This is a genomic window from Nocardia sp. NPDC005745, assembly GCF_040630775.1.
Taxonomy (GTDB): domain Bacteria; phylum Actinomycetota; class Actinomycetes; order Mycobacteriales; family Mycobacteriaceae; genus Nocardia.
The window spans coordinates 112,678-135,597 of sequence record NZ_JBEXYF010000010.1 but is presented as its reverse complement, the minus strand read 5'-3'; the positions used below and the strand labels follow the sequence as shown (position 1 = coordinate 135,597).

Annotated in this window: 25 protein-coding genes; 19 read left to right on the top strand and 6 right to left on the bottom strand. The window is 68.5% G+C overall.

From position 1 onward, the window contains the following. Nucleotides 1-139 precede the first annotated feature (139 nt). Nucleotides 140-382 carry a hypothetical protein gene (locus ABZ420_RS13500; RefSeq protein ID WP_040866591.1) on the top strand — a complete coding sequence of 81 codons (243 nt, stop codon included), beginning with the start codon at nt 140-142 and terminating at the stop codon, nt 380-382. 10 nt (nt 383-392) lie between these two features. Here ABZ420_RS13500 and ABZ420_RS13495 read toward each other — a convergent pair whose 3' ends face one another. Beyond that, nucleotides 393-1,520 (bottom strand): lipase family protein, encoded by a 1,128-nt coding sequence (locus tag ABZ420_RS13495; protein WP_357121384.1) that lies wholly within the window; start codon nt 1,518-1,520, stop codon nt 393-395. A gap of 147 nt (nt 1,521-1,667) precedes the next feature. Here ABZ420_RS13495 and ABZ420_RS13490 point away from each other — a divergent pair, with 147 nt between their 5' ends. The 4 genes from ABZ420_RS13490 (at nt 1,668) to ABZ420_RS13475 (ending at nt 3,765) form a co-directional block, all read left to right on the top strand. After that, nucleotides 1,668-2,180 carry a DUF2599 domain-containing protein gene (locus ABZ420_RS13490; RefSeq protein WP_357121381.1) on the top strand — a complete coding sequence of 171 codons (513 nt, stop codon included), beginning with the start codon at nt 1,668-1,670 and terminating at the stop codon, nt 2,178-2,180. Nucleotides 2,181-2,214: 34 nt separating this feature from the next. Next, nucleotides 2,215-2,874: an SDR family oxidoreductase gene (locus tag ABZ420_RS13485; protein ID WP_357121378.1), complete on the top strand. Its 660-nt coding sequence runs from the start codon at nt 2,215-2,217 to the stop codon at nt 2,872-2,874. Between the two features lie 64 nt (nt 2,875-2,938). Continuing rightward, nucleotides 2,939-3,241, top strand: a complete 303-nt coding sequence (locus ABZ420_RS13480; protein ID WP_040866588.1) for a putative quinol monooxygenase — start codon at nt 2,939-2,941, stop codon at nt 3,239-3,241. Nucleotides 3,242-3,396: 155 nt separating this feature from the next. Next, the gene (locus ABZ420_RS13475; protein ID WP_357121376.1) at nt 3,397-3,765 is read left to right on the top strand and encodes a hypothetical protein; all 369 of its coding nucleotides are present in this window, start codon (nt 3,397-3,399) and stop codon (nt 3,763-3,765) included. Between the two features lie 244 nt (nt 3,766-4,009). Here the strand turns inward: ABZ420_RS13475 and ABZ420_RS13470 are convergent, their stop codons facing one another. Continuing rightward, the gene (locus ABZ420_RS13470; RefSeq protein ID WP_357121373.1) at nt 4,010-4,897 is read right to left on the bottom strand and encodes a helix-turn-helix transcriptional regulator; all 888 of its coding nucleotides are present in this window, start codon (nt 4,895-4,897) and stop codon (nt 4,010-4,012) included. A gap of 90 nt (nt 4,898-4,987) precedes the next feature. Further along, nucleotides 4,988-5,209 carry a DUF397 domain-containing protein gene (locus tag ABZ420_RS13465; protein WP_040866650.1) on the bottom strand — a complete coding sequence of 74 codons (222 nt, stop codon included), beginning with the start codon at nt 5,207-5,209 and terminating at the stop codon, nt 4,988-4,990. Nucleotides 5,210-5,536: 327 nt separating this feature from the next. Between ABZ420_RS13465 and ABZ420_RS13460 the strand changes: the two genes are divergently transcribed. The 4 genes from ABZ420_RS13460 (at nt 5,537) to ABZ420_RS13445 (ending at nt 8,832) form a co-directional block, all read left to right on the top strand. Next, nucleotides 5,537-6,334, top strand: coding sequence for an SAM-dependent methyltransferase (locus ABZ420_RS13460; RefSeq protein ID WP_357121370.1), 798 nt, complete (start codon nt 5,537-5,539; stop codon nt 6,332-6,334). A 222-nt stretch (nt 6,335-6,556) separates the two neighbouring features. After that, the gene (locus ABZ420_RS13455; protein ID WP_357121367.1) at nt 6,557-6,793 is read left to right on the top strand and encodes a hypothetical protein; all 237 of its coding nucleotides are present in this window, start codon (nt 6,557-6,559) and stop codon (nt 6,791-6,793) included. Between the two features lie 239 nt (nt 6,794-7,032). Next, nucleotides 7,033-8,295, top strand: a complete 1,263-nt coding sequence (locus ABZ420_RS13450; protein ID WP_357121364.1) for a helix-turn-helix domain-containing protein — start codon at nt 7,033-7,035, stop codon at nt 8,293-8,295. A 102-nt stretch (nt 8,296-8,397) separates the two neighbouring features. Further along, nucleotides 8,398-8,832: a CBS domain-containing protein gene (locus tag ABZ420_RS13445; RefSeq protein WP_040866584.1), complete on the top strand. Its 435-nt coding sequence runs from the start codon at nt 8,398-8,400 to the stop codon at nt 8,830-8,832. Here ABZ420_RS13445 and ABZ420_RS13440 read toward each other — a convergent pair. Beyond that, the gene (locus tag ABZ420_RS13440) at nt 8,829-9,260 is read right to left on the bottom strand and encodes a pyridoxamine 5'-phosphate oxidase family protein (RefSeq protein ID WP_357121361.1); all 432 of its coding nucleotides are present in this window, start codon (nt 9,258-9,260) and stop codon (nt 8,829-8,831) included. The two genes, ABZ420_RS13445 and ABZ420_RS13440, sit on opposite strands and share 4 nt — an antisense overlap. Before the next feature lie 136 nt (nt 9,261-9,396). On the opposite strand from ABZ420_RS13440, the gene ABZ420_RS13435 reads away from it, so the two are divergent. Genes ABZ420_RS13435 through ABZ420_RS13420 form a run of 4 tightly spaced genes read left to right on the top strand, consistent with a single transcriptional unit; the run spans nt 9,397 to nt 14,763 of the window. Further along, nucleotides 9,397-10,653 (top strand): aminotransferase class V-fold PLP-dependent enzyme, encoded by a 1,257-nt coding sequence (locus tag ABZ420_RS13435; protein WP_357121358.1) that lies wholly within the window; start codon nt 9,397-9,399, stop codon nt 10,651-10,653. After that, nucleotides 10,650-11,936 carry a heavy-metal-associated domain-containing protein gene (locus tag ABZ420_RS13430; protein ID WP_357121356.1) on the top strand — a complete coding sequence of 429 codons (1,287 nt, stop codon included), beginning with the start codon at nt 10,650-10,652 and terminating at the stop codon, nt 11,934-11,936. The genes ABZ420_RS13435 and ABZ420_RS13430 overlap by 4 nt, the downstream gene beginning before the upstream one ends. Beyond that, nucleotides 11,933-13,438 (top strand): decarboxylase, encoded by a 1,506-nt coding sequence (locus tag ABZ420_RS13425; protein WP_357121353.1) that lies wholly within the window; start codon nt 11,933-11,935, stop codon nt 13,436-13,438. Before ABZ420_RS13430 ends, ABZ420_RS13425 begins: the two co-directional genes overlap by 4 nt. Continuing rightward, nucleotides 13,438-14,763, top strand: coding sequence for a pyridoxal-phosphate dependent enzyme (locus tag ABZ420_RS13420; RefSeq protein WP_357121350.1), 1,326 nt, complete (start codon nt 13,438-13,440; stop codon nt 14,761-14,763). Before ABZ420_RS13425 ends, ABZ420_RS13420 begins: the two co-directional genes overlap by 1 nt. A 25-nt stretch (nt 14,764-14,788) precedes the next feature. On the opposite strand, the gene ABZ420_RS13415 is transcribed toward ABZ420_RS13420, so the two are convergent. After that, entirely contained in the window at nt 14,789-15,052 is a 264-nt protein-coding gene (locus ABZ420_RS13415) for a hypothetical protein (protein ID WP_357121347.1), read from the bottom strand. Nucleotides 15,053-15,125: 73 nt separating this feature from the next. Between ABZ420_RS13415 and ABZ420_RS13410 the strand changes: the two genes are divergently transcribed. Continuing rightward, nucleotides 15,126-15,755, top strand: coding sequence for a TetR/AcrR family transcriptional regulator (locus ABZ420_RS13410; protein ID WP_051175165.1), 630 nt, complete (start codon nt 15,126-15,128; stop codon nt 15,753-15,755). A gap of 27 nt (nt 15,756-15,782) precedes the next feature. Here ABZ420_RS13410 and ABZ420_RS13405 read toward each other — a convergent pair whose 3' ends face one another. Next, entirely contained in the window at nt 15,783-18,809 is a 3,027-nt protein-coding gene (locus ABZ420_RS13405) for a tetratricopeptide repeat protein (RefSeq protein ID WP_357121344.1), read from the bottom strand. Nucleotides 18,810-18,913: 104 nt separating this feature from the next. Here ABZ420_RS13405 and ABZ420_RS13400 point away from each other — a divergent pair, with 104 nt between their 5' ends. From ABZ420_RS13400 to ligD, 5 genes are all read left to right on the top strand, one after another. Further along, nucleotides 18,914-19,147: a hypothetical protein gene (locus tag ABZ420_RS13400; RefSeq protein WP_063050972.1), complete on the top strand. Its 234-nt coding sequence runs from the start codon at nt 18,914-18,916 to the stop codon at nt 19,145-19,147. 19 nt (nt 19,148-19,166) lie between these two features. Further along, a complete protein-coding gene (locus ABZ420_RS13395; RefSeq protein WP_357121341.1) occupies nt 19,167-20,267 on the top strand; it encodes an SPFH domain-containing protein in 1,101 nt (366 codons plus the stop codon). 32 nt (nt 20,268-20,299) lie between these two features. Continuing rightward, the gene (locus ABZ420_RS13390; RefSeq protein ID WP_357121605.1) at nt 20,300-20,701 is read left to right on the top strand and encodes a cold shock domain-containing protein; all 402 of its coding nucleotides are present in this window, start codon (nt 20,300-20,302) and stop codon (nt 20,699-20,701) included. Between the two features lie 127 nt (nt 20,702-20,828). After that, nucleotides 20,829-21,914, top strand: a complete 1,086-nt coding sequence (locus tag ABZ420_RS13385; protein WP_357121339.1) for an ATP-dependent DNA ligase — start codon at nt 20,829-20,831, stop codon at nt 21,912-21,914. Next, entirely contained in the window at nt 21,911-22,912 is a 1,002-nt protein-coding gene (ligD, locus tag ABZ420_RS13380) for a non-homologous end-joining DNA ligase (RefSeq protein ID WP_357121336.1), read from the top strand. Before ABZ420_RS13385 ends, ligD begins: the two co-directional genes overlap by 4 nt. Nucleotides 22,913-22,920 lie beyond the last annotated feature (8 nt).

Sequence of the window (22,920 nt, the reverse complement as noted above, 5' to 3'; positions counted from 1 at the left end):
TGGTGACTGTACCCGACCGCCCGGCGTCCGTTCTGTGACATTTCCAGCCGATAACTTGGAACATGTTCTCAACAGTGGCGGCCCTTTACCGTCAGATCCACCGGCACGGCTGCCGAGCCGGTGGGAAGGAGACGGTGGCATGGACGGCACTGCGCGCAGATTCGCCGACCGCGACGACACCCAGGATCCGCCGACCCGGCGGATCACCGTCTACTTCGACGGCTCCACCCCCGAGGACGCGCTGGTCCTCGAATACGCCGCGACCAGGACCGAGGCGTGGGAGTTCACCTCGGCCGCCGCACACGCCGGGCTCACCGTCACCGTCGACGCCCAGGTCCGTCCCGGCCTGCGCAGGCTACCGTGCCGGTCGCTCTGGCGCTGAGTACGCGAGGTCAGGGCCGATCGAGTACGCCGCGCAGGAACGCGAGCGCGTCGGGAAACGCTTCCCGCGCCGCGCCCAGATGATCGCCGGGGTACCAGCCCACCCGCAGATCGGCGCCGGAGGCGCGCAACTCCGCGATCAGCTCGAGCGTCAACGGCGCGGGCACCTCCAGATCGGTCAGCCCTTGGCCGAGATACAGCGGCACGGAGTAGCCGCTCGTCGGCACCCGCAACATCGCGCGCACCGCGGCCAGCAACGCCGGATCGTCCAAGGGCCGCGACAGCATGGCGCCGATGCCGATACTCGCCACCTGCGCGTCCGCCTCGGCGGCGCAATCCGCCTCCACGATGCGCAGGACGTCCCGGCCCACCGGCGTCAGGTAGCTGTCGACGTCCAGCTCCGGTGCACTGGCGCGCAATCCGGCCAGCAGCATGCCGAAGTAGGTCGTCGTCTTCTGCAGCGGCAGTCGCGGCAGCCAGGGCCCGGCCAGCGGGAACAGCGCGTCCAGGTTCGACGGCGTCCCGGTCGAGGCGGCACCGCGCAGATCGAGTTCGGGCGCGTCAGCGGGTGCGAGGTGGGCGGTGAACAGCGCCGCGTGCCCGCCCTGCGACTGGCCGAACACCGCCCAGCGGGTGCCGAGCGAGGGTGCGACCGCCCGTGCGGCGCGTACGCCGTCGATGATGCTGCGAGCCTGGGCCGGACCGTCCAGGTAGGGATGCACGCCGGGGGTGCCGAGACCGACATAGTCGGAGATCACGACCGCGTATCCCGCGCGCAGCAGGTCCGGGTACACCGACGTGAGGTAGTAGTCCCGGGGTTGCAGCGTGAACGCGCACTCGTCGGCGATCCCCGAGGTGCCGTGCGCGTAGGCGATGATAGGCCAACCGCCCTGCGGCGGAGAGCCTTCGGGCAGATACAGCACTCCGGTGCTCTGCATCGGCCCACGCGGGCCACGCGACCAATACGTCAGCCGCTCGGCGGTCGTCGCCCCCGCCACACGCAGCCGCCCCGCCAGCTCCACCAGGTCCGTCACGGTGCCCGGCGCCTCACCCACCCGAGCGCCCGCGGGCGCGGCCAACGCGACCGTCACCGAGACCACGACGCCCGCCGCCCCCACCATGATCCGTCCACACCGCACCGACCGACTATCCCCAGCCGGAGCCGCACCGGCAAGCCACCACATTCGGTGGCGCGGCCGGGGACTCTCGCCGGGGCCGCCCCGGCTCGCTAGGCTCGGATGATCACGCCGGAAAGCGGTGCCGAGGAGAACACAGGAGGCTCGACCGTGGCGCAGCGGTACCCGCATCGCCTCGTCACCCGGCGTCGCGCGGCCGCGCTCCTCGGGACGGGCCTGCTTGCCTCGGTGGTCGCCTGCGGTGCCGATGCGTCCGCGCCCTCGGCGGATATCGGCCGCACGACCACCTCCAGCGCCTCGGCGTCGCCGAGCACGACAGCGCAGGCCGCGATACCGTCCGTCGACCCGTACGCGGGGCAGCCGCTGATCGATGACGTCACCTGGACCGAGACCATCGACGGCCCGCGACTGCTCGTCTTCCCCACGCAGGCCGGTCGGCAGACCACCTTCCCCGGCTCGGACGAACGGGCGTGGCGGGAAGTCGTGGACCGGTCGGCGGACGCCGACGCACCCGGCATGCGCGATCAGTTCATCTGTCACTGGGCGTGGGCGCGGCTGGTCCAACCGAACAAGCCGAGCTGGAACCTGGAACCTTGGCGCCCGGCGGTCGGCTATCCGGCCACCGTCGAAGCGCACTGCAATCCCGGCGGCCCCGAGCGCTGAGCGCGGGCGCCGCCCCGACCGGAAGGAGCCATCCATGCGCATTGTCATCGCAGGCGGACACGGGAAGATCGCCTTGCTGCTGGCCCCCGTGCTCACCGCGAACGGCCACGAGGTCGCCGCCCTGATCCGCAATCCCGAGCACGCGGACGAGGTGCGCGTCACCGGCGCCGAGCCGGTGCTGTGCGACCTGGAGCACGCGGCCACCGACGAACTGGCGGACGTCGTGGAAGGCTGCGACGCGGCGACTTTCGCCGCGGGCGCGGGGCAGGGCAGCGGCGTCGAACGTAAATACACCGTCGACCTGGGCGGCTCCGTCCGGCTGGCCGAGACGGCCGAGCGAACCGGGGTGCGCCGTTTCCTGCAGATCTCCACGATGGGCGCGGGCGCGTCGCCCGCGCCCGGTTCCGACGAGGTGTGGGCGGCGTATATAGATGCCAAGACCGAGGCCGAGAACGATCTGCGCAGCAGAGCTCTCGACTGGACCATCCTGCGCCCCGGCCGGCTGGTCGATGCTCCGGGCACCGGACTGGTGACTCTGGCCCCGCCCCCGGTCGAGCGCGGCGAGGTCCCCCGCGCCGACGTCGCGGCCGTACTGGCCGGACTGCTGCCCGCCGCGCACACCTTCGAGCTGACCCTCGAACTCGTTTCCGGCAGCGATCCGATTAGCCAGGCAATAGCGCAACTGGCCGAGTGAGCTGTCGTCTCGCTCGCCACCGCCCTTGCCGATCGACCGCAACGGTCACGATGGGAGAACAACCGTGTTCAGTCGAATCGTCTCGATGAAGATCCGCCCCGGCTCTCGCGCCGAGTTCCTCGCGGCCATATCCCGCAGCGCCGAAGCCTCCGTACGGACCGAGCCCGGCTGTCTGCGCTTCGACATCTGCGCTGATCGGGTGGATCCGCACCGATTCTTCCTCTACCAGCTCTACACCGATGACGAGGCAGCGGAAGCACACCGTTTCACCGAACATTTTCTGGCCTGGCGGGCCGCCGCGGACCAATTCGTCGAGCCGGGTACACAGATCGACTACAGCACGGACGTCCTATTCGCCCGCGACTGAAATTCCGCCGCCGGGCACCTCATCCGCAAACTTCCGGCCTCGAAATACGCACTGCGCACGTGCAATCGATCGTGCAGATGTGCTTGCATCTGAAAGGTACAGCGGCATAAACTCGGTCCCGCAACGCTTTACAGGGGACCACCAGGGAAGGCCGCGTGGGCGAGCCGAAGGCCGAAGCCGCCGTGGGTTTGCCGCCGCCGACAAGCAGGGGCGTTCGAATGGAACTACCACTTACCGGCGGTCGGTTCGGATCAACCGACACCGCACTGGCCGACCAGCCAGCGAACGGTAGACATATGAGCACATCGACGGCCCGCAGCGGCCACAGCAATACCGCATTTTCCCGAGAAACCGCCGTGGCATACGTCATCGATGCCGTCGAATCCACCGGGGCGGCAACTCGGCACGATTTCGATATCGACCGGATCGTCACCACCGCGCATGCGATGGCCGACGATTGGGATCTCGAGACATTGCAACCCGCGACATTCTGGCGAATTGCCTCCAGCTTCATCAGGCAGTAGGCCCGAGCCCGCCATCCGAGCACCGGCGGATAGCTGAATGCCTTGTGCCACGAGCACTTTTGTCGCGTCCCGACGCAGGTGCGCAGCCACGACGATGCCGCCGACGCCGGGCCCGGATAGACACCATTTCCGCGGCCACCGCCGCTTAGCAATTGGACAGCACAACGAACGGCCACCTCCGATTCCGGAGGTGGCCGTTCGGCGTATCGGGGTTTTCCCGGCCGCGAGACGCTATAGCGCGATCTCAACGCCCGTCGGCGTACTTCTCCATGATCTCGATCGACTTCTCCGGACGCTCGGCCTGCACACTGAGCCGGTCCATCACCGACAGGTACAGCGCCAGGTCTTGTCGCCGCTCGAGATACAGCGCGCTGGTCAGCTGTTCGAGGTACACGATGTCCGGGAGTTCCGGCTCGGCGAAACGCAGAATACTGAAGGAGCTGCCCGCCGCGGCGTGTTCGCCCGCGGTGAACGGCAGTACCTGGATCGTCACGTTCGGCAGCTTCGCCAGCCGGACCAGGTGCAACATCTGCTCTCGATGCACCTCCGGGCCACCCACCGGTCGCACCAGCGCGGCTTCGTCGAGCACCGCCCAGACCACCGGAGGATCCGAGCGGAAGAGAATTTCCTGCCTGCGCTGACGTACCGCGACCCGCCGCTCCGTATCGACGTCCTCGTACCCGAGCGCCACGACCGCCCTGGCGTATTCGGGTGTTTGCAGCAGGCCGGGAACAAGATGAGACTCGTAGGTGCGAATCTTGTTCGCGGCCTGTTCCAGGCCGAGGTAGGTACCGAACCACTGCGGCAGCAGGTCGCTGTAGCGATGCCACCAGCCGGGTTCGTTGGCCTGCCTGGCCAATTCGAGGAACGACTCGCGCTCCTCGGGATCATGGACGCCGTACAGGGTCAGCAGGTCGCGGATGTCACGTTCCTTGAAGCCGGTACGACCGAGCTCGAGACGGCTGATCTTGGCGTGCGATCCGCGGATCGCATCGCCCGCCGCCTCGCGGGTGATGTTCCTCTTCTCCCGGAGCTTCCGCAGCTGACCGCCCAGTGCGATGCGTAGCACGGTCGGACCACGTTCCGCGACAACGGATTGCACATGACCATCGTCATCGGGTTCAGCGATCATCGAGTTCGTCTCCGATACTCCGGGGGTTGCCCACAGTGTGTCACAACCACCTGTCGCGAAACACACCGTACCGACCGCTAATGTTACCGCTCAGCTAGTCAAATAGTCGAACTCCCCGGCCTTCGCGCCGCGGACGAACGCGTCGATCTCCGGACGCGTGTAGACGAGGAACCCACCCTCCGGGTCCCGCGAGTTCCGCACCGCCACCTGGCCGTTGGCCGTTTCGGCCACCTCGACGCAGTTGCCGCTCGGATTACTGAAGGAACTCTTACGCCAAGTTCCGATGATCTCGTTGGTGGACGTATCCGACATCTTCCCCACTCCTCGGTTACCGCAGTTAGGCGATTCGGTTCGTGCAGATGCACGTTCAAACGTTCTTGCATTTGCACCAACACCGGACGATAGCACGAAGTTCGCCCTCCGTGCGCTCGCAGAGCGGAGGCATCAGGGCGGCGATGTGAAACGCCGTTACCTCGCCTCGAAAACAGCGAGATCAGCTCCCCCGATCCACCCCGCTGGACGAGTTCGAATCTTGTAGTGTCGCAGTGCACATCGGATGCACCAGTTATTCGCGACGCCCCCACGCACCCACCCGCACGGCAGTGTCGCGGACACGCTATTGCCGAGGAGTACCACCCCATGCCCGAAGACCACAGCCCCCTCATCCGGACCGACATCCCCCACTCCGCGCGGATCTGGAACTACTGGATGGGCGGCAAGGATTATTACGAGATCGACCGCATCGCAGGCGACGCCGGCATCGAGGTCGATCCGGACATCACCACCATGGCGGTGCAGTCGCGCCAGTTCCTCATCCGCGCGGTGCGCTACCTCGCGGGCGAGATGGGCATCCGACAGTTCCTCGATATCGGAACCGGCCTGCCCACCATGCAGAACACCCACGAGGTCGCCCAGACCGTCGCACCCGAGTCCCGGATCGTCTACGTGGACAACGACCCCCTGGTGCTCACGCACGCGCGGGCGCTGCTCACCTCCACCACCCCGGAGGGCGTCACCACCTACATCGACGCCGACTACCACGATCCCGAGCGGATCGTCACCGACGCCAAGCACGTCCTCAACTTCAACGAGCCCGTCGCCGTGATGTTCATGGGCGTGCTCGGCCATGCCAAGACCTACGACGATCTGCTGCGCATCGTGCACACCGTGCTGGACGCGGTGCCGTCGGGCAGCTACCTGGTGATGTGGGACGGCACCGACGACAGCAAGGCGTATGTCACCCTGTGCGAGAACTACACCGGCACCGGCGGCACCCCTTACGTCCCCCGCCCGCAGGCTCAGATCAAGGCCGTCTTCGACGGTCTGGAACTCGTCGACCCCGGCTTCGTGTCCATCACGCAGTGGCGCTCGGGCGACACCGAGGTCGGTGAGACCCGGCCGATCTCCGCCTACGGAGGGGTCGCTCGCAAGCCGTAAGGCCCCTGAACATCAAACCCTAAGCGGCACAGCGGTGGTCGCCGGTCTCGCACCGGCGGCCGCCGCCGTTTTTTCTCCGACCGATCGTGCAGATGTACTTGCATCTGTAAGTAACGGAGGCATAGACTCGAACTCGAAATCGGGGAGGTACGCAGGGAGTTCGAGCTTGCGTCACCGGCACTTCGGCCTCCCCGCCGCACGTCGGACGCGAGGGGTAGTCGAATGATCGAGCCATTTCGAACGCCCCGGGTTGCTGTCATCGATGGGGCTGGCGCCGAGCCCTTGCGCCAGTACTCCGCAGCGCCCGAGTTCGCCCTCTCCGATTGCGGGGTCGAGCCCCGCGGCCTCACCTACCGGCAGGCCCGCGACATTCTCTACACCCACGAAGTCCACGGTCCGCAGTGCAGGCAATGGCTGGCCGCCGCCGCCTATCTGTCAGCGGGGCTGGACGACGAGTAACCCTGCCTCAGCAGGCACGCAAGAGCCCTCGCCGCAGGTGAAGCCGGCTCCGACGCCGTGACCGGCCGGTAGCGCTTCGCGATCCCGCGCCGCGGCCGAAGAGCGCCAACGCGGAACGCGTCCGGCTCCCAGACGATCTCACAGATCACTCCCCGTGCACACGGCGCTTTCGTATAGTGATCGATCGACCCGGGCGCGATTTCTCGCACGCCCGGCGTGGCATTGGGAGCGAACTCGTAATGACCTACTCCGCGTTGGATCTGTCCCCCGACTCGTCCGACCCGGTACTGGAAATCGGCGGACAGCCGGCTTCGGTGCCCTTGCTGAACGCCGACAGCGTAGCTTCGCACATGGTCGGTTACTTCGAAAACGTCATGGCTCCCTGCCGCACCCTGCCCGGCGAGCAATTACGCGGTGACGTCACGAAACTCACCCGCAGCTGCCTGAACCTCGCTGCCGAGATGTTCGACCGGCGTACCGTACCGGACGAGCACCAGCTCGGCCCGGTCCGCGCGGCTGCCGCTCGCTGGGCGCGGGAGGCCGTGCCGCTGAGCACGATCCTGCGCGCCTATCACGAAGGACTGCGCATCGCCTTCGGTCTGGTCACCGCGCCTGCCGCGGCCGACGACGTCGACGAGGTGCTGGTCGCCGCCGATCTGCTTCTCGAACTGCTCGAGGCGATCACCGCGGCGGTGTCCGATGCCTACGTCGACGAACAGCACCTGGTCGCCAAGGAGCATCAGACGGCGACGCAGACGCTCGCCTCGGCACTGCTCAGCGGTCGCGGCAGCTCGGCTCTGGCGCGGCAGACCGGCATTCCGATCGCGGAGGCCTATCAGGTTGTGGCCCTGTCGATTCCGGAACATCCGGACGAGCGCGATCCGCGCGTCGACGGGAACGTGGCCGCGCGCCGCAAGCTGCGGCGGCTGCAGTCCGAGCTGGCCACCGTGTTCGCCTCCCGCGCACTCGCCCTGCTCAGCGCCAAGGGAGGGACGCTGCTCATCCCGTTGGGCGACGAGGCCGAGCCGGTCCTCACCGGCACGACGCTCGAGCTGCTCGCCGCTGCCGCCGAGGTGCCGCTCACCGCGACCGTCGTGCCGACCGACACCGATCAGATCCCCGAATCGGCCGATCAAGCGCACGAGCTGCTCAATCTCGTACGCGTCGGGGTCCGGCCGCCCGGCCTCTACCAGATGTCGGATCTGGCCGTGGAATACCAGCTCACCCGCAGCGGCCCGGCCACCCGCCGGATCGCGACCATCCTCGACCCGCTGGACGACCACCCCGAGCTCTTCGACACCATGCGCGCCTACCTCGGCAACGACATGAACCGGCAGCTCACCGCCCGCCAGCTCTACGTGCACCCGAACACCGTCGACTACCGCCTGCGCCGCATCGCGCAGCTGACCTCCGTCGACCTGGCGACCTCGGCGGGCATCTCCCAGGCGGCGATCGCCCTGCTGGCCCGGGATCTGGACCGCAGCGTCGCGCGCAGGCTCTGACCTGCCCACCGTGACCGAACCGTGGCCTGTAACGGATTCGTGCTGGTCACCGCGCCGTGAACTTGCGATCCTGGTAGTGCCCCGACGTCTGGATGGTGAAATATGCGAATTTCGGAGATCCTGCGCAGGAAGGGCAGCGACGTGGCCACCGTCGCACCCGACACGACAGTACGCACACTGCTCGCCACCCTGGCCGAGCGGAACATCGGCGCGGTCGTCGTCTCCCCCGACGGCGACACGATCGCGGGCATCGTCTCCGAACGCGACGTGGTGCGCAGTCTGCACGCGCGGGGCGCGGAACTGCTGGACACACCGGTGTCGGCGATCATGACCTCCGCGGTGCGCACCTGCGCACCCGACGACCGGGTCGACGGTCTGCGCCGCACCATGACCGACCATCGCATCCGGCACCTGCCCGTGGTACACGAGGGCAGGCTGGTCGGCATCGTCAGCATCGGCGACGTGGTCAAGAGCGCGATCTCCGAATTGGCGACCGAACGCGAGCACCTCGTCGAGTATCTGCAGGGCAGATATTAGAACGCGCTGGGGTCCCCCAGATCGGCCGACAGCCAGTGCTCCGGCCGCAGGTAGACCGCGACCTGCTCACCGAAGGCCTCGGCCGCCTTCAGGTAGCCGTCGACCGATTCGGCGGGCAGATATCGCGCGGCCATCTCGCGGTGCTGCTCGTCGGTCATCGGGACCGTCCGGGTGACCGGGCCCTCCACACTCACATACCGGACCGTGGGCTCGACCTGCTGCACCATCAGACTGAAGCGGCCGGTCTCGCGGAGGTAGCGCATCTTCTGCGACTCCGGGCCGGTCAGGATCCAGATCTCGCCACCGGGGCTGTATTGGTACCAGATCGGGACGGTCAGCGGGCCACGACCGGTACCCGCCGCCACTGCGAACGCCGCGACATGCGGCTGCGCGAGGAACTCTTGACGCTCTTGCGGGCTCAGGGGCATATCGCCCAGGCTAGTCCCGAAAGCCGTTGTCGGCGACAACGCTTCGAAGTCCGTACCGAAAATGCGTATCGTGGGTGACGTCCGAGTTACCGGTGAAGGGAGCGTAACGTTGCGGTCCCCTGCCCCGAGATCGCCGGTGACGCGGACCGACGAGACTCCCCGGCCATCGGCGACGCCGCCGGTCGCGGCACGGGCGCTGTTCCCGGCGCTAGCCTGCGCCACCGAGGTCTACCTGGACAGCGCCGCGACCACACAGAAGCCGCTTCCGGTGATCGAGACCATCCAGCGCTATCACAGCAACGGCACCGCCAACGTCGGCCGCGGCACCTATCCGTGGGCCACCGGCCTGACCGCCCGGATCGCCCGGATCCGGGAACGCACCGCCGCCTTCATCGGCGCCGAGCACCCGGACGAGGTGGTCTTCACGGCGGGAGCCACCGCCGCACTCAACGCCGTCGCGCTGTCGTGGGGCCTCACGGCGCTCGCCGACGGCGACGAAATCCTCTACAACGCGAGCGATCACGCGTCGAACGTGTACCCGTGGCAGCACCTTCGCGGACTGCTCGCCCGGTTCGGACGCCGCATCCATCCGATCCCCTACCGGACGACCGCCGCCGGGGAGGCGGACACCGACGACATCCTGGCCAAGATCACACCGCGCACCCGGCTGATCACCACCGGGCATCTGCACCATGTCTTCGGCGGTCTCAGCACCCTGGAGGAATTGCGCGGCCGGATCGACCCCGCCATCCTGCTGTGCTTCGACTGCTCGCAGAGCGGCGGGCATCTTCCGGTCGACGTGACCGCGCTCGGTGCGGATTTCGCGATCTTCGCCGCACACAAGATGTTCGGGGCTCCCGGCACCGGGATCCTGTACTGCCACCGGCGCGTGCACGACCGGCTCGTGCCGTTCCTGCCCGGCGGCAATTCCGGCATCGCCACGGATCCGGGCGGTCTGCGGCCGGGGCCGATGCCCGCGCTGCTGGAAGGCGGCACGCCCGACATCCCGGGCATCCTCGCCCTCGGCAGTGCGCTGGAGGTACTGGAATCGTTCGGCATGGATGTCATCGCCGCGCACAACCGTGCCCTGACCCTGCGCCTGATCGACGGGCTGCGACCGATCCCCGGCCTGGAGTTCCTACCCGGTCCGGCGCATGCCGCGTGCGAGGTCGGCTACGGCATCGTCTCCTTCACCCTGGACGGGATCTCGGCCACCGACGCGGGATTCGTCCTGAGCGAGCTGGGTTTCCTCGTGCGTACCGGCGCGCACTGCGTCCCCGCCGACACCGACGGCGCGGGCTCGGTGCGGGTCAGCACGCACATCTACAACACGCCCGACGAGATCGACCGATTCGTCGCGTGCGTGCGAACCATCGCCGAGGAGGTCACGTGAGTAACGACATCCCCCGCTACGACCGGCGGGCCGCGTCCAGGGTGCTGGCGCACTTGGCGCAGCCCGGGTCGCACAGCGCGCTCACGCCCGCTCCCCCGCCGCGGCGATTCGAATTCACCTGCGCCGCATTGCGTCCCGAGCCCGGCAACCATCTCACCTATTCCCAGCGGCTGTATCTGGAGCGGTTCATGCGGCCGTGCCGCGCGGATCAGGTGACCACCGCGACGCACCGGATGGCGTGGACCGACAGCGACGGCATCCCGAACACCGGCCACTTCCGCGCCGGCGGCCTCGGGCCCTCGGTGCCGATCGCGATGCGTGAGACCGTCCTGGCGCTGTGGCACCAGCTCGACGCCGACCCGGCCTTCGCCGCGCGGATCGCGGCGCTCGGGCCGGGCGAACACGCCGTGCTGGCGGGCACGACCACCGACCACGATCCGCGCGACATCTTCCGGGTGGGCATCGAGGCGGCCGGGCGCGTACTGGCCCAGCACGCGCTGCTGGCCGCGCAGACCCCCTACCGCGATACCGCCGAGTTCGCCGAGGGCCTGCGGGCTTCCGGAATCTTCACCTCGGTGGCCACTCGATGGTTCTGGGAGCTGCAGGCCTCGACCTATCGGCGGGGCATGATCCCGGTGACGCTCGTCGCACAGCCCGACGGCACCGTTCGCTATTCGGCGGAGACGGTCGCGACCCTGCGCGCCATGAAGGACGCCACCATCGCCGACGCGCACGCCGTGATGGAGCGCGCCACCACCGTCGAAGGTCTCACGGTCGCCGAGGCGATCGCCAAGTATCACGACGACCTGGACCTGATCTCCCGGCAGTACGCACTGCTGCCCGCCGGCAGTCATCCGGCCTGCCTGGCGGCCACGCCGCACCAGCTCGACAGCGGGCATGTCAGTATCCTGCCGTCGCTGGTCGACCGGTTCGTCGCGACATTCACCGAGATCGCGGGCCGCATCGAGGTCGCGGAGTTGAGCGCCGAACTCGACGAGGCGACCGCCGACCGTGCCGCCACCGCCGAGGACCAGGTGTTCTACGTGCCGGACATGACATGCAAACACTGCGTCCGCACGATCGGCGGAGTCCTGGAATCGATGGACATCCGCGTGGTGGAGATCGATCTGGACAGCAAACGGGTGGTGGCCGAGTTCCGCAGCCCGCGCAATCGCGCCCGGGCCTTCGAAGCGATCCGGGACGGCGGCTACAACCCGGTCGCGGAACGCCCCGACGGCGCGACGCGTGCATCGGTCACCGAGGCATCGGAAGCCGCCGTATGACGCCTCGGCCGCCTGCGCTGCCCGCGAAGCTGCATCCGATGGTCCGCGCCTTTCTCGACACTCCCGGCCTCGCGACGGAAACGCGGGCGAGTTTCGGATCCCCGGTACATCTGGTGTTCCCGCAGGTCTACTCGGAGAATCTGCTCCGTCTGCGCACAGTGCTGGAGCAACGCCTGTCCGGGCACCGAATCTGCTACGCGCACAAGGTGAATCAGTCTCGCGCGTTCGTCCGCACCGCCGAGCGCGCGGGCATCGCCGTCGACGCCGCGTCACCACACGAACTGTCCAGCGCCCTCGCCGCCGGGTTCGGTCCGGAGCGCATCGAGGTCACCGGGCCGAAAGGGGAAGCATTCCTGCGCGAGCTCGTCGACCGCGGAGTGACGATCAACGTGGACAACCTGTGGGAACTGGGCCGCATCGCGGAACTGGCCCCCGAGAATGCGGAAATACCTGTGCTGCTGCGGGTCTCCGGTATCGGCACGGGACAGGTGAGCCGGTTCGGGATGCCGGTCGCGCATGTCGAGCAGGCGTTCGATCTGCTGTCTGCACAGCGCGGGCGAATCGCCTTCCTCGGGTTCGCCTTCCACCTCGACTCCGGCGATCTCGGCGAACGCGTCCGGGCGATCGATGCCTGCCTGCGCCTGATCGAACGAGCCTACGATCGCGGGCTCGCCCCTTCGGTGCTCGACATCGGCGGCGGGCTCCGTCAGGTGTTCACCGCCGACGCCGAACGGTTCGACGCCTATGTGCTGGCGCTGCGTGAGTCGCTGCTCGGCCGTGGCGAACCGATGACCTGGGGCAGTAACACCTTCGGCTATCACGTCGCGGGCGGCGCCGTGCACGGCACACCGGTGTTCCACAAGTACGCCAACACCGTTCCCGCCGACCGCATGCTCGCCGATCTTCTCGACGCGCCGCTGGAGCGACACGGCGGGCGCACGGTCGCGCAGGTGGCGGGCGACAATCTGCTGGAGATATGGCTCGAGCCGGGCAAGGCCCTGGTCGACCACGCGGGCATCACGCTGGCCACGGTCGAGTTCGTCAAGGAGGTCGCCGACGGCAGCGTGCTGGTGCACGTCGATCTCAGCCGCGACGCCGTGACGCCCGCCGACCAGGAGGTCATGGTCGACCCGATCCTGCTGCCCCGCGCGGGCCTCGCCGCTGGAAGCGACCGCGCGGAGGGCCCGGTCGGTGTCTACATCGCCGGACGGTTGTGCCTGGAGCGAGACCTGATCACCAATCACAAGGTGTGGCTGCCCGTCCGCCCCCTGCCGGGTGACACGGTGGTGTTCCCGAACACCGCCGCCTATCACATGGACCTGTCCGCGGCGACGGCCTCCATGCATCCGCTTCCCGCGAAACTCGCGGTCACCCGGGCGCCCGATGGATTCCGGATCGTCGACGACACCGCCTACGAACCCGGCTTCCCCGTCGAGTCGTCGCGGGGGCGTCCTCTCGCGACGCACGCCGCCGGCCCGGTCCGATCGGTCGAGGCCTCCTGATGCGATACGACCACATCACCGAACTCATCGGTGACACGCCGCTGCTGCGGCTCGACCCCGCGGTGCACGGACTGGCCGGTGTCGAGCTCTACGCGAAACTGGAGTCGCACAACCCCTTCGGCTCGGTCAAGGACCGGGTGGCCTGGGCGATGTTGCGCGACGAACTGACGGAGCTGCGCGGAGGCGGCCGGACACTCATCGAGGCCTCCAGTGGGAACACGGCCAAGGCGCTGCGCGTCCTCGGCGCGATGTACGGCATCGACCTGCGCGCGGTGACCAACCGGATCAAAGTCGGCGAGGTCCGTGACCTGCTGCAGCTGTTCGGGACCGAGATCGTGGAACTGCCCGGGCTGTCCGAGTGCCCGGACCCGACCACACCGAACGACGTCTACTCGGTGATCGAGGCGACGATGGCGCAGCATCCCGGCGCTTACCGGCATCTGTCGCAGTACACCAACGAGAAGAACATCGAGGCGCACCACCACGGCACCGGACGGGAGATCCACGAGGACCTCGCGGCCGATGGCATCACCAGGATCGACTATCTGATCGGCGGGCTCGGCACCACCGGTTCCACCAGGGGGACCGCCACCTATCTGCGCAAACACAATCCCGAATTGCGTACCGTCGCGGTTGTCTCGGAGCGGTCGGACTTCATACCCGGCATCCGGTCGGAGACCGAGATGTGGGATGTCGGGCTGTTCCAGCCGGAGTTCTACGACCGGATCGTCACCGTGTCGGCGGGCGAGGCCGTGGACGCGACGCTGCGCCTGGCGACCGGATACGGCGTCCTGGCCGGGCCGACCAGCGGCGCGGCCTACACCGCCGCGCTGGACACGCTCGGCGCGCTCGATCGCTCGGCCACCGATCCGGACGACCCGATCGTCGCGGTGTTCATCGTCTGCGATCGGCTCGAGCCGTACCTGTCCTACATCAAGAAGCGCAGGCCGGAACTGTTCGGCCGTGCCGAACGCGAAACGGCGCCGAGCGCGGACGAGCTGGCGGCGGTGCCGCGCCTGTCGCCCGAGCAGCTCGCCGAGCTGGACCGGACCGGCCGCCCGACCATCGTGGACAGCCGTGGCGCCATGGCCTACCGGATCGGGCACGTACCCGGCGCGTTGAACATTCGCGACGACCAGCTCGACGACATGTTCGGCCACGGCATCCCGTTCCCGCGCTCGCGGCCCGTGGTCTTCGTCTGCCCCGTGGGTGAACTGTCGGTGCGTTTCGCCGCGCGAGCCCGTCGAGCCGGATACGACGCCGCCACCCTGGCCGGTGGTGTCGTCGCCTGGCGCGATGCGGGGCTGCCGCTGGAACGAGGCTGATCTCCGCGGGCTCGCGGGCCGTCGGTCACCTCGGTGCGGCGGGAAAGCCCGACAGCAACGGGGCGACCGGGCCGCGGTAGCCCGTGGCCAGCAGTTCGACTGTGGCGGTGAACAATTCGACGAACGCCTCCGCCGTACCCGGCTCGAACAGCGCCGTCGGGTAGATGAAGACCCCGTCGATGCCCGCGGGCGCGCCGAGCCGGTCGTACCGGTCGACGAGACCGAATTCGAGGTCGTAACCAGATCGAGTAAACCGACAGTTACCATGCCGTGACGGCGCGGGATCCATTTCGGCAAGACCGCGGAGGCCGGGCCCGGTGCGCGCGGCGCGGGAGCGCGCCGCCAGGCATTATCGTGGGGCCGTGCAGACAGGTCAGGAAGCAGACGACGACGGGGGCCCGCGGATCTGGGGTGGGACGACGCTCACCGAACGCAGGGAGACGCGGCGGGCGGCGCTGCTGGAGGCCGCGCTAGATCTGATCGGCGAGTCCGGAGCGAGCGGCGTCACCATGCGGGCGGTGTGCCGCAAGGCCAACCTCACCGACCGCTACTTCTACGAGAGCTTCGCCAGCCGCGACGAGTTGCTGGACGTGCTCTACCGTCAGGTCGCCGAGGAATTCCTGGAGCCCATGACGGCCTTCGCCGCCACCGACGACCCGTCCCGCGACCGCGCGCTGTCGGAGATACTCGTGGACAAGGTGCTCGACGATCCGCGCAAGTCGCGGTTGTTCCTGGTCGAGCCGTATTCCAGCACCGGCCTCGGGCAGACCACCTTCGCCGTCATGCCGGTCTTCACCCGGGTCATGCAGGACCATCTGTTCGGCCACATCGACGACCCGGTCAAACGCAGGCTGGCTGCGGTGAGCATGGCCAGCGGAAACGCGGGCATGTTCTCGGCGTGGCTGAACGGCTCGCTGCGCGCCACCCGGGAGCAGATCATCGAGCACTGCCTCGCCATGCTCACCGTGTACCGCTCGCTCTACCGGTCCTGACCCGCCTCGCGAGCCGAGCGCCTGCCGTCAATCCCCGGACCGACCCCGCCAATACGCCAGGGTGTCCTTGGTCCGGATGGTGGCGGCGTGATTGGGGCCGAGGGCCCGCAACTCCGCCACCAGCAGAACCTCCAGTTCCGCGACCGCGCGGTCGAGGTCGCCGTGGCGGGCGCGGCAGCCCGCGAGCTCGTTGCGGGTGCCGAAGGTGTCCGGATGATCCGGGCCGAGCACCCGTAACCGGTCGCCGAGCAGTTTCTCCAGGTCGGTGATCGCACCGTCGAGGTCACCGCTGTCGGCGCGGTAACCGGCCAGCCTGCCGCGGGTGAGCAGCGTGTCGGGGTGGTCCGGGCCGAGCACCCGCAGACGGTCGTCGAGCAGGCGGGTGAACTCCGCGCCCGCCCCGGCGAGATCACCGCTGCGCGCGCGGAACGCCGCGAGGTTGTTGCGCGCGCCGAGTGTGTTGGGGTGGTCGGCGCCGAAGACGCGCAGATAGTCGGCCACGAGCTGCTCGAACTCGGCGCGGGCGCCGTCGAGGTCGCCGCTGTCGGCACGCCAGTACGCCAGGCTGTTGCGGGTGCGCAGGGTGTCCGGATGGTCGGGGCCGAGCACGCGGGCGCGGTCGGCGCGCAGCTGTTCGAAGCGGGCGATGGCCCCGGCGAAATCGCCGACGTCGCCGCGATTGGACGCCAGATTGTTTCTGGTACGCAGGGTTTCGCGATGATCGCGGCCGAGCAGGCGCAGCTGGTCGGTGAGCAGTCGTTCGAATTCCTCGCCCGCACCGGAGTGGTCACCGCAGCGGGCGCGGTAGCTGGCCAGCCTGTCGCGGGTGTCCAAGGTGGCCGGGTCGTCGGGGCCGAAGACCCGCAGCCGGTCGGCGAGCAACTGTTCGAAATCGGCGATGGCGCCGACCAGGTCGCCGCTCTCGGCGCGGTGGAAGGCCCGCCGTTCCCGCGTGGTGAAGGTGTCGGGATGATCCGGTCCCAGCGACTCGACGAAGTCCGGCGCCCACGCCGCCCACAGGTCGCGATCGTCGGCCGATCTGCCGGTTTCCAGCTTCATCAAGAAGTCGATCGCCAAGGCGGAATCACCGTAGGCCAGGCAGTGGCGTACGGCCGCGCCCCGCGCGTAGTCGGCGGCCCGGTCACCGTCGTCGGCCTGGATCGCCGCGACGAGGGCACGGTGCGCGTCCGCGATGCGCACACCGGAACGACGGCATTCCGCCTCCAGTGCGGGCAGGAACGCGCTGTGGGTGACACCGAGCGACTCGCGAACGGTGCCGGGATGACTGCGGGTGATCAAATCGCCGAGATTGACGGCGATGTCGCGGATCCGGGCGGCGCTGAGGTCTACACCGAGCGACAACAGCGCCGAATCCAGCAGCTCCAGCGGCAGCACGGGCCCGACTCCCGCCGCGGCCAGCAGCCCGAGCAGGTTCGCCGTGTCACTCGCGGTCGCGGGATCGGCCCCGCGCAGCGCGGTCTCGACCCGCAGCGCGATGACCCGGTCCAGACCGATCCCGGACGCGACCGCGCGGTCGGTCAATCTCGAGGCCACCTCCAGCAGGATGCGCGCCACCAGCCAGCCGCCGGAGACCACCCGCGAACCGGTCGCGTCGGTCGGGGTCTCGGCCAGCAGCCGCTGGATCCAGCCGATCCAGTCGACCGGGCCGACCGGCGCCGTTCCGCGCGCCGAGTCCACCACGGCGGCGATGTCGTCGGCCGCCGGTTCGGCGACATCTATCCGGTACATGTGCGCCAGCCCCGGATCGTCCTCGACACCGGTGCCCGGCCGGATGCCGACGATCACCCGGACGTGCCGGAGGTCTTCCCGGCGGGTCAGATCGGCGATCGCGGCCACCAGCAACCGCCTGGTGCCCTCCTGCGGCTGATTCAATCCGTCGAAGACCAGGGTGACCCGCCGGCCCGCGGTGGACAGGCGCGCCAGCGGGCGACGCACCAGGATGTCGAAGATGTCGAACTCGTCCCTGGGCCGGTGCGCCCGCGCCGCGCGCGCCGCCTCCCGGAAGCCGGGTAGTCGTGCGTCGAGTTGCGCGGCCAGTTCCGAGGCGACCGACTCCACCGAGCTGTTCACCGTCAGGAACACCGCGGCGGTGATGTAGTCGGGGGTCACGGCGAGGCCGTCGACCAGGCTGGGGCGGATCAGCATGGCCAGCAGCGTGGACTTGCCGACGCCCGCGGGCCCGAGCACCGCCCGCAACCGGTGGCTGCCCGCGTCGATGATCGCGTCGAGACGTTCGCGCACATCGGGCGTCAACAGCAGACGCCGGGTCAGCTGGTCGACGAACCCGGCGGCGGAACGTCCGCTCACCGCGTCGCGGTGGCGGGCGGTGTTCGGCACCAGCCACAATCCGGGGTCGACACCCTGCGTCGTGGACACCGCGCCGGAACTGAAGGACAGATGCTGCGGCTGCTGATGGGTGCACTGCCCGGCGATCGGATCGACCAGGTCCGAGGGCAGCAGGTTCTCCCCGCGCAGCGGCAGGCCCAGGTCGAAGGTGGCGAGCATGGTGCGGGTGAAGCAGCCGGAGTACGCGGGACCGTCGCCCGAGGCGACCAGCAGCTCCATCCGGCCGCCCGACTGCGCCAGCAGATCGGTCCACCGGCGCGCGGCGCCCTGCACGCCCTGACCCGCCTCGCAGGCGTCGACGAGCAGCACAAGCCCGTCGAGCGCGGCGCGGTCGAGCCGCTCGCGGATCTCCTGGGTCAGGTGGAAAGCGTTGTGCGAGGTGGGTTCACCGGGTGAGTCGTGGCTCAACAGGTAGAAGTCCTCGGCAGTCGTCGCCACGCCGTGGCCGATGAAGCCCAGCAGCAGGGTGGCCTGCCGCTGCGATGCCGCCGCGAATGCCGTGTCGACGGCGGTGAACAATTGCGCGGCAGTGGGATTCAGCACCGGGCCGTCGACATCGATCGCGGGCCGCCAACCTCCCGCTTCGGTCAGGCTCCCGTACAGCCCATGGGCGAGTTCCTCGGTGAATCCCAATTCTCCCAGCGCCGCGCATTCCGACCCCACCACCAGCGCCAGCCGTCCTCCCATGCAAGAAACATACCTGCGCCCCGCGGCGGTCCCGCCCGGCCGATATCGAAAGGTGCTGTGCGAGACGTAGGCTGACGGGCGGATCGTCGGAAGGAGATCCTGGGATGATCGACCCGGTGGTGGGGTTGACGGGTACGCTCACATCGCCGATCCGGGGCGCCGGGACGCTGGGCGAGGTCCTGGTCGCTATTCGAGGGGGAACCGAGCTGTACATCGCACAGTCCACCGAGCCGATCCCGGCCGGTGCGGCCGTGCTGGTCATCGCGGTCCATCCGGGGCGCGTCGTCGACGTCGTCCCATGGATTCCGCTCACCCCGGACGCGGCCGGAGAAACCTGAAAAAGTAAGGGAGACAGACGTGCTGGGTTACCATGTGCCGGACCCGGACGAGGCGATGCTGGTCAGCGGCGCCAAGAGCCGCGACAACGCGCCGTTCAAGGTGGTCATCGGGCGCGGCGCCTGGGCGGTTCCGCTGTTCCGGAAAGTCCGCTACCTGTCGCTGGCGATGTTCGAATCCGAGATCAAGGAGCGCTGTGTCACCAAGCAGGCGATCCAACTCGATGTACGCGCGGTGATCGCGTTCAAGGTCGCCAACGACACCCAGTCCATCGTGAACGCCGCACAGCGGTTCCTCTCCGAGCAGGAGCGGGAGATGTCGGTGCTGACCGGGCGCATCTTCTCCGGGCACCTGCGGTCGATCGTGGGCTCGATGACGGTCGAGGAGATCATCCGGGAGCGCCAGAAACTGGCCGACGAAGTGCTCGTCGCGTCGAAAGTCGAGATGAGCAATATCGGCCTGTGGGTCGACTCCTTCCAGATCCAGTCCATCGACGACGGCAACCTCGGCTATATCGCCGCGCTCGCCGCGCCGCACAATGCCGCCGTGCAGCGCGACGCGCAGATCGCGCAATCGCAGGCCGCGCAGGCGGCGGCGCAGGCCGAGCAGGAATCCCAGCGCAGGCAGGCGGAATATCAGCGCGAGACGGCGATCCTGCGCGCGCAATACCAGCGCGATATCGACAAGGCCAACGCGGAGGCCGCGCAGGCGGGCCCGCTGGCCGAGGCGATGGCGCTGCAGGAGGTGCTCACCGCCCAGGCCGAGCAGGCGCGCAAAGAGGCCGAGTTGCGGGAACAGCAGTTGCAGACCGAGGTCGTGAAACCCGCTCAGGCCGAAGCGGATCGGGTGCGCATCCTGGCCGAGGCGGAGGCCGACCGCACCCGCATCCAGGCCGACGCGGCCGCGTCGAACAACCGGATCGCGCTGGATCAGTTGTTGATCGAACAACTGCCGGAAATCGTGAAGCAGGCGTCGAACGGGCTGGCGAACGCGAATCTCACCGTGCTGAACGGGCCGGACGGAGTGGGCGAACTGGTGAACGGAATGGTCGGTCAAGGACTGACCGTTTTCCATTCGCTGCAAAAGGCGCTTTCCACCGACGACGGCGAAAACGCGGGTTAAAGTTGCCCGGTAGCGACGGCGACGAGGAGCGGGTGTTGGTGTCCATCGGGAAATTGGTGTCGTTCGACAGCTCTCGGGGATTCGGATTCATTCGGCCGGAGGACGGTGGACCGGACGTGTTCGTCCACGTCAACGACATCGGCTTGGACGAGGACGAGTTGCGGCAGGGGCGGGTGTTCGAATTCGAGGTGACCGAAGGCGACCGCGGACCCAAGGCGGTCAATCTCAACGTGGTCGGCGGATCGTCCGCGCCCCCGGCGCGGCACAAGGGAAAGGACCGGCCGGGTTCCGGACCGCTCACCGTCGGCGAGCACAAACGCCTGATCACCGAACTGCTCCTGGACGCGAGCCCCGCGCTCACCGCGGGCGAGATCCTCACCATCCGCGACCGGCTCACCGCGTTCGCCGACCAGCAGGGCTGGCTGGAGAACTGAGCGGCGAACTCCACGATCACTGTCGGGGTGTCCGCCTACGATCGAGCCGAGACCACGGCCACAGACCGATGAGTTCGCTCGGCGCGCACCGTCGGTATGGGTGAGGATCGAACCCGAGGAGGATCGCGTGGATCTACCGGTTCTGCCCCCAGTGCGGCCGATGCTGGCCAAATCCGCACCCGCGGTGCCGCGCGAGCCGGGCCTGAGCTACGAACCCAAATGGGACGGTTTCCGCTGTATCGTGTTCCGCGACGGCGCCGAAGTGGAGCTCGGCTCGCGCAATGACCGGCCCCTGACCAGGTATTTTCCCGAGGTCGCCGAGTTGCTGAAGCAGGCGCTGCCGGACCGCTGCGTGGTCGACGGCGAGATCGTGGTGGTCACCGAGCAGGGTTTGGATTTCGACACCTTGCAGAACCGCCTGCACCCGGCCGCGTCCAGGGTCGCCAAGCTGGCGGTGGAGACGCCTGCCAGCTTCGTGGCCTTCGATCTGCTCGCGCTCGGCGACAAGGACCTGACCGGCGAGCCGTTCACCGAACGCAGGCGGCTGCTGGAGACGATCCTGGACACCGCGCTTGCGCGGGTTCACCTCACGCCGATCACCCACGACCCGGACGTTGCCGAGGACTGGTTCACCCGTTTCGAGGGCGCCGGATTCGACGGCGTGATGGTCAAGTCCGACGACCTCGCCTACCTCCAGGACAAGCGGGTGATGCTGAAGGTCAAGCACGAACGCACCGCCGACTGTGTGGTGGCGGGCTTCCGCTGGCACAAGGACGGAGCGGGTGTGGGTTCGCTGCTGCTCGGGCTCTTCGACGACGAGGGCCACCTGCATCACGTCGGCGTGGCCAGCAGCTTCACCGCGGCGCGGCGTAGGGAACTGATCGAGGAGCTGGCGCCGTTGCGGGAGAACGCGCTGGACGATCACCCTTGGCGGCAGTGGGCCGATGCGGCGGCGCAGGCGGCCGCGGACGGCAAGATGCCCGGCGGCGTCAGCCGCTGGACCGGCGGCAAGGATCTGTCCTGGGAGGCGTTGCGACCGGAGCTGGTCGCCGAAGTCCGCTACGAGCACGTGCAGTCGGGCCGGCTGCGCCACGGTGGCAGGCTGGTGCGCTTCCGGAGCGACCGGACCCCGGAATCATGTACCTACGCGCAGCTCGACGAAGTCGCTCCCGCGGAATTGAGCATGCTGTTCGGCGAAGGCGCGGCACGATGACCGAGTCCGTCGACATCGAGACCGACGGCCGCACCGTCACGATCAGCAATCCGGGCAAGATCTACTTCACCAAGCGCGGTGAGACGAAGCTCGATCTGGTGCGCTACTACCAAGCGGTCGCCGAACCGTTCCTGAATGTGGTCGGCGGCAGGCCGCTGCTGCTGGAGCGCTACCCGGACGGGGCATCGGGCAAATCCTGGTTCCAGAAGCGGGTGCCGAAATCCGCACCGGAATGGCTGCGCACGGTGGAGGTGACCACGCCGAACGGCACCACCAGCGACGCCCTCGTCGCCCACGATCTCGCCCATATTCTGTGGGCGGTGAATCAGGGGTGCCTCGGATTCCACGTCTGGCCCAACCGCGCCGACAATCTGGAGATCGCCGACGAACTGCGCATCGACCTCGATCCCTCGCCGGGCATCACCTTCGCCGACCTGCGCCGGGCCGCGATCCGCACCAGGGATCTGCTGACCGAACTCGGCATCGAATCCCGAGTCAAGACCTCCGGCTCACGCGGCCTGCATCTGTACTCCGCGCTGGAGCCGAAGTGGGACGGCTATCAGGTGCGCGCCGCCGCGGTGGCGCTGGCGCGCGAGTTGGAGCGCCGGTACCCCGAGGACATCACCGCGCAATGGTGGAAAGAAGAACGCGGCAACCGGGTGTTCATCGATTTCAATCAGAACGCTCCGCACAAAACGGTTTTCGGCGCGTGGTGCGTGCGACCGAAGGTCGGCGCGCAGGTGTCCACGCCGATCGGCTGGTCCGATCTGGATTCGGTGGTGCCCGACGACCTGACCATCGCGACCGTGCCCGCGCGCTACGCCGAATCCGGCGACCCGTGGGCCGACCGCGCGCCGCAGTCCATCGCCCCGCTGCTGGAGATGTCCGACCGGGACATGGCGGCCGGCCTCATGGACGCGCCGTGGCCGCCGCAGTACCCGAAGATGCCGAACGAGCCGCCCCGGGTGCAGCCGAGCCGCGCGAAGAAGCCCGAATAGCGTCGACG

What these genes read in the sequence shown, in the direction of transcription:
- ABZ420_RS13450 (WP_357121364.1), top strand. Translation starts at nt 7,033, where the DNA reads ATGACCTACTCCGCGTTGGATCTGTCCCCCGACTCGTCCGACCCGGTA.
- ligD (WP_357121336.1), top strand. Translation starts at nt 21,911, where the DNA reads ATGACCGAGTCCGTCGACATCGAGACCGACGGCCGCACCGTCACGATC.
- ABZ420_RS13400 (WP_063050972.1), top strand. Translation starts at nt 18,914, where the DNA reads ATGATCGACCCGGTGGTGGGGTTGACGGGTACGCTCACATCGCCGATC.
- ABZ420_RS13500 (WP_040866591.1), top strand. Translation starts at nt 140, where the DNA reads ATGGACGGCACTGCGCGCAGATTCGCCGACCGCGACGACACCCAGGAT.
- ABZ420_RS13470 (WP_357121373.1), bottom strand. Translation starts at nt 4,897, where the DNA reads ATGATCGCTGAACCCGATGACGATGGTCATGTGCAATCCGTTGTCGCG.
- ABZ420_RS13455 (WP_357121367.1), top strand. Translation starts at nt 6,557, where the DNA reads ATGATCGAGCCATTTCGAACGCCCCGGGTTGCTGTCATCGATGGGGCT.
- ABZ420_RS13465 (WP_040866650.1), bottom strand. Translation starts at nt 5,209, where the DNA reads ATGTCGGATACGTCCACCAACGAGATCATCGGAACTTGGCGTAAGAGT.
- ABZ420_RS13425 (WP_357121353.1), top strand. Translation starts at nt 11,933, where the DNA reads ATGACGCCTCGGCCGCCTGCGCTGCCCGCGAAGCTGCATCCGATGGTC.
- ABZ420_RS13420 (WP_357121350.1), top strand. Translation starts at nt 13,438, where the DNA reads ATGCGATACGACCACATCACCGAACTCATCGGTGACACGCCGCTGCTG.
- ABZ420_RS13485 (WP_357121378.1), top strand. Translation starts at nt 2,215, where the DNA reads ATGCGCATTGTCATCGCAGGCGGACACGGGAAGATCGCCTTGCTGCTG.
- ABZ420_RS13415 (WP_357121347.1), bottom strand. Translation starts at nt 15,052, where the DNA reads ATGGATCCCGCGCCGTCACGGCATGGTAACTGTCGGTTTACTCGATCT.
- ABZ420_RS13440 (WP_357121361.1), bottom strand. Translation starts at nt 9,260, where the DNA reads ATGCCCCTGAGCCCGCAAGAGCGTCAAGAGTTCCTCGCGCAGCCGCAT.
- ABZ420_RS13405 (WP_357121344.1), bottom strand. Translation starts at nt 18,809, where the DNA reads ATGGGAGGACGGCTGGCGCTGGTGGTGGGGTCGGAATGCGCGGCGCTG.
- ABZ420_RS13445 (WP_040866584.1), top strand. Translation starts at nt 8,398, where the DNA reads ATGCGAATTTCGGAGATCCTGCGCAGGAAGGGCAGCGACGTGGCCACC.
- ABZ420_RS13460 (WP_357121370.1), top strand. Translation starts at nt 5,537, where the DNA reads ATGCCCGAAGACCACAGCCCCCTCATCCGGACCGACATCCCCCACTCC.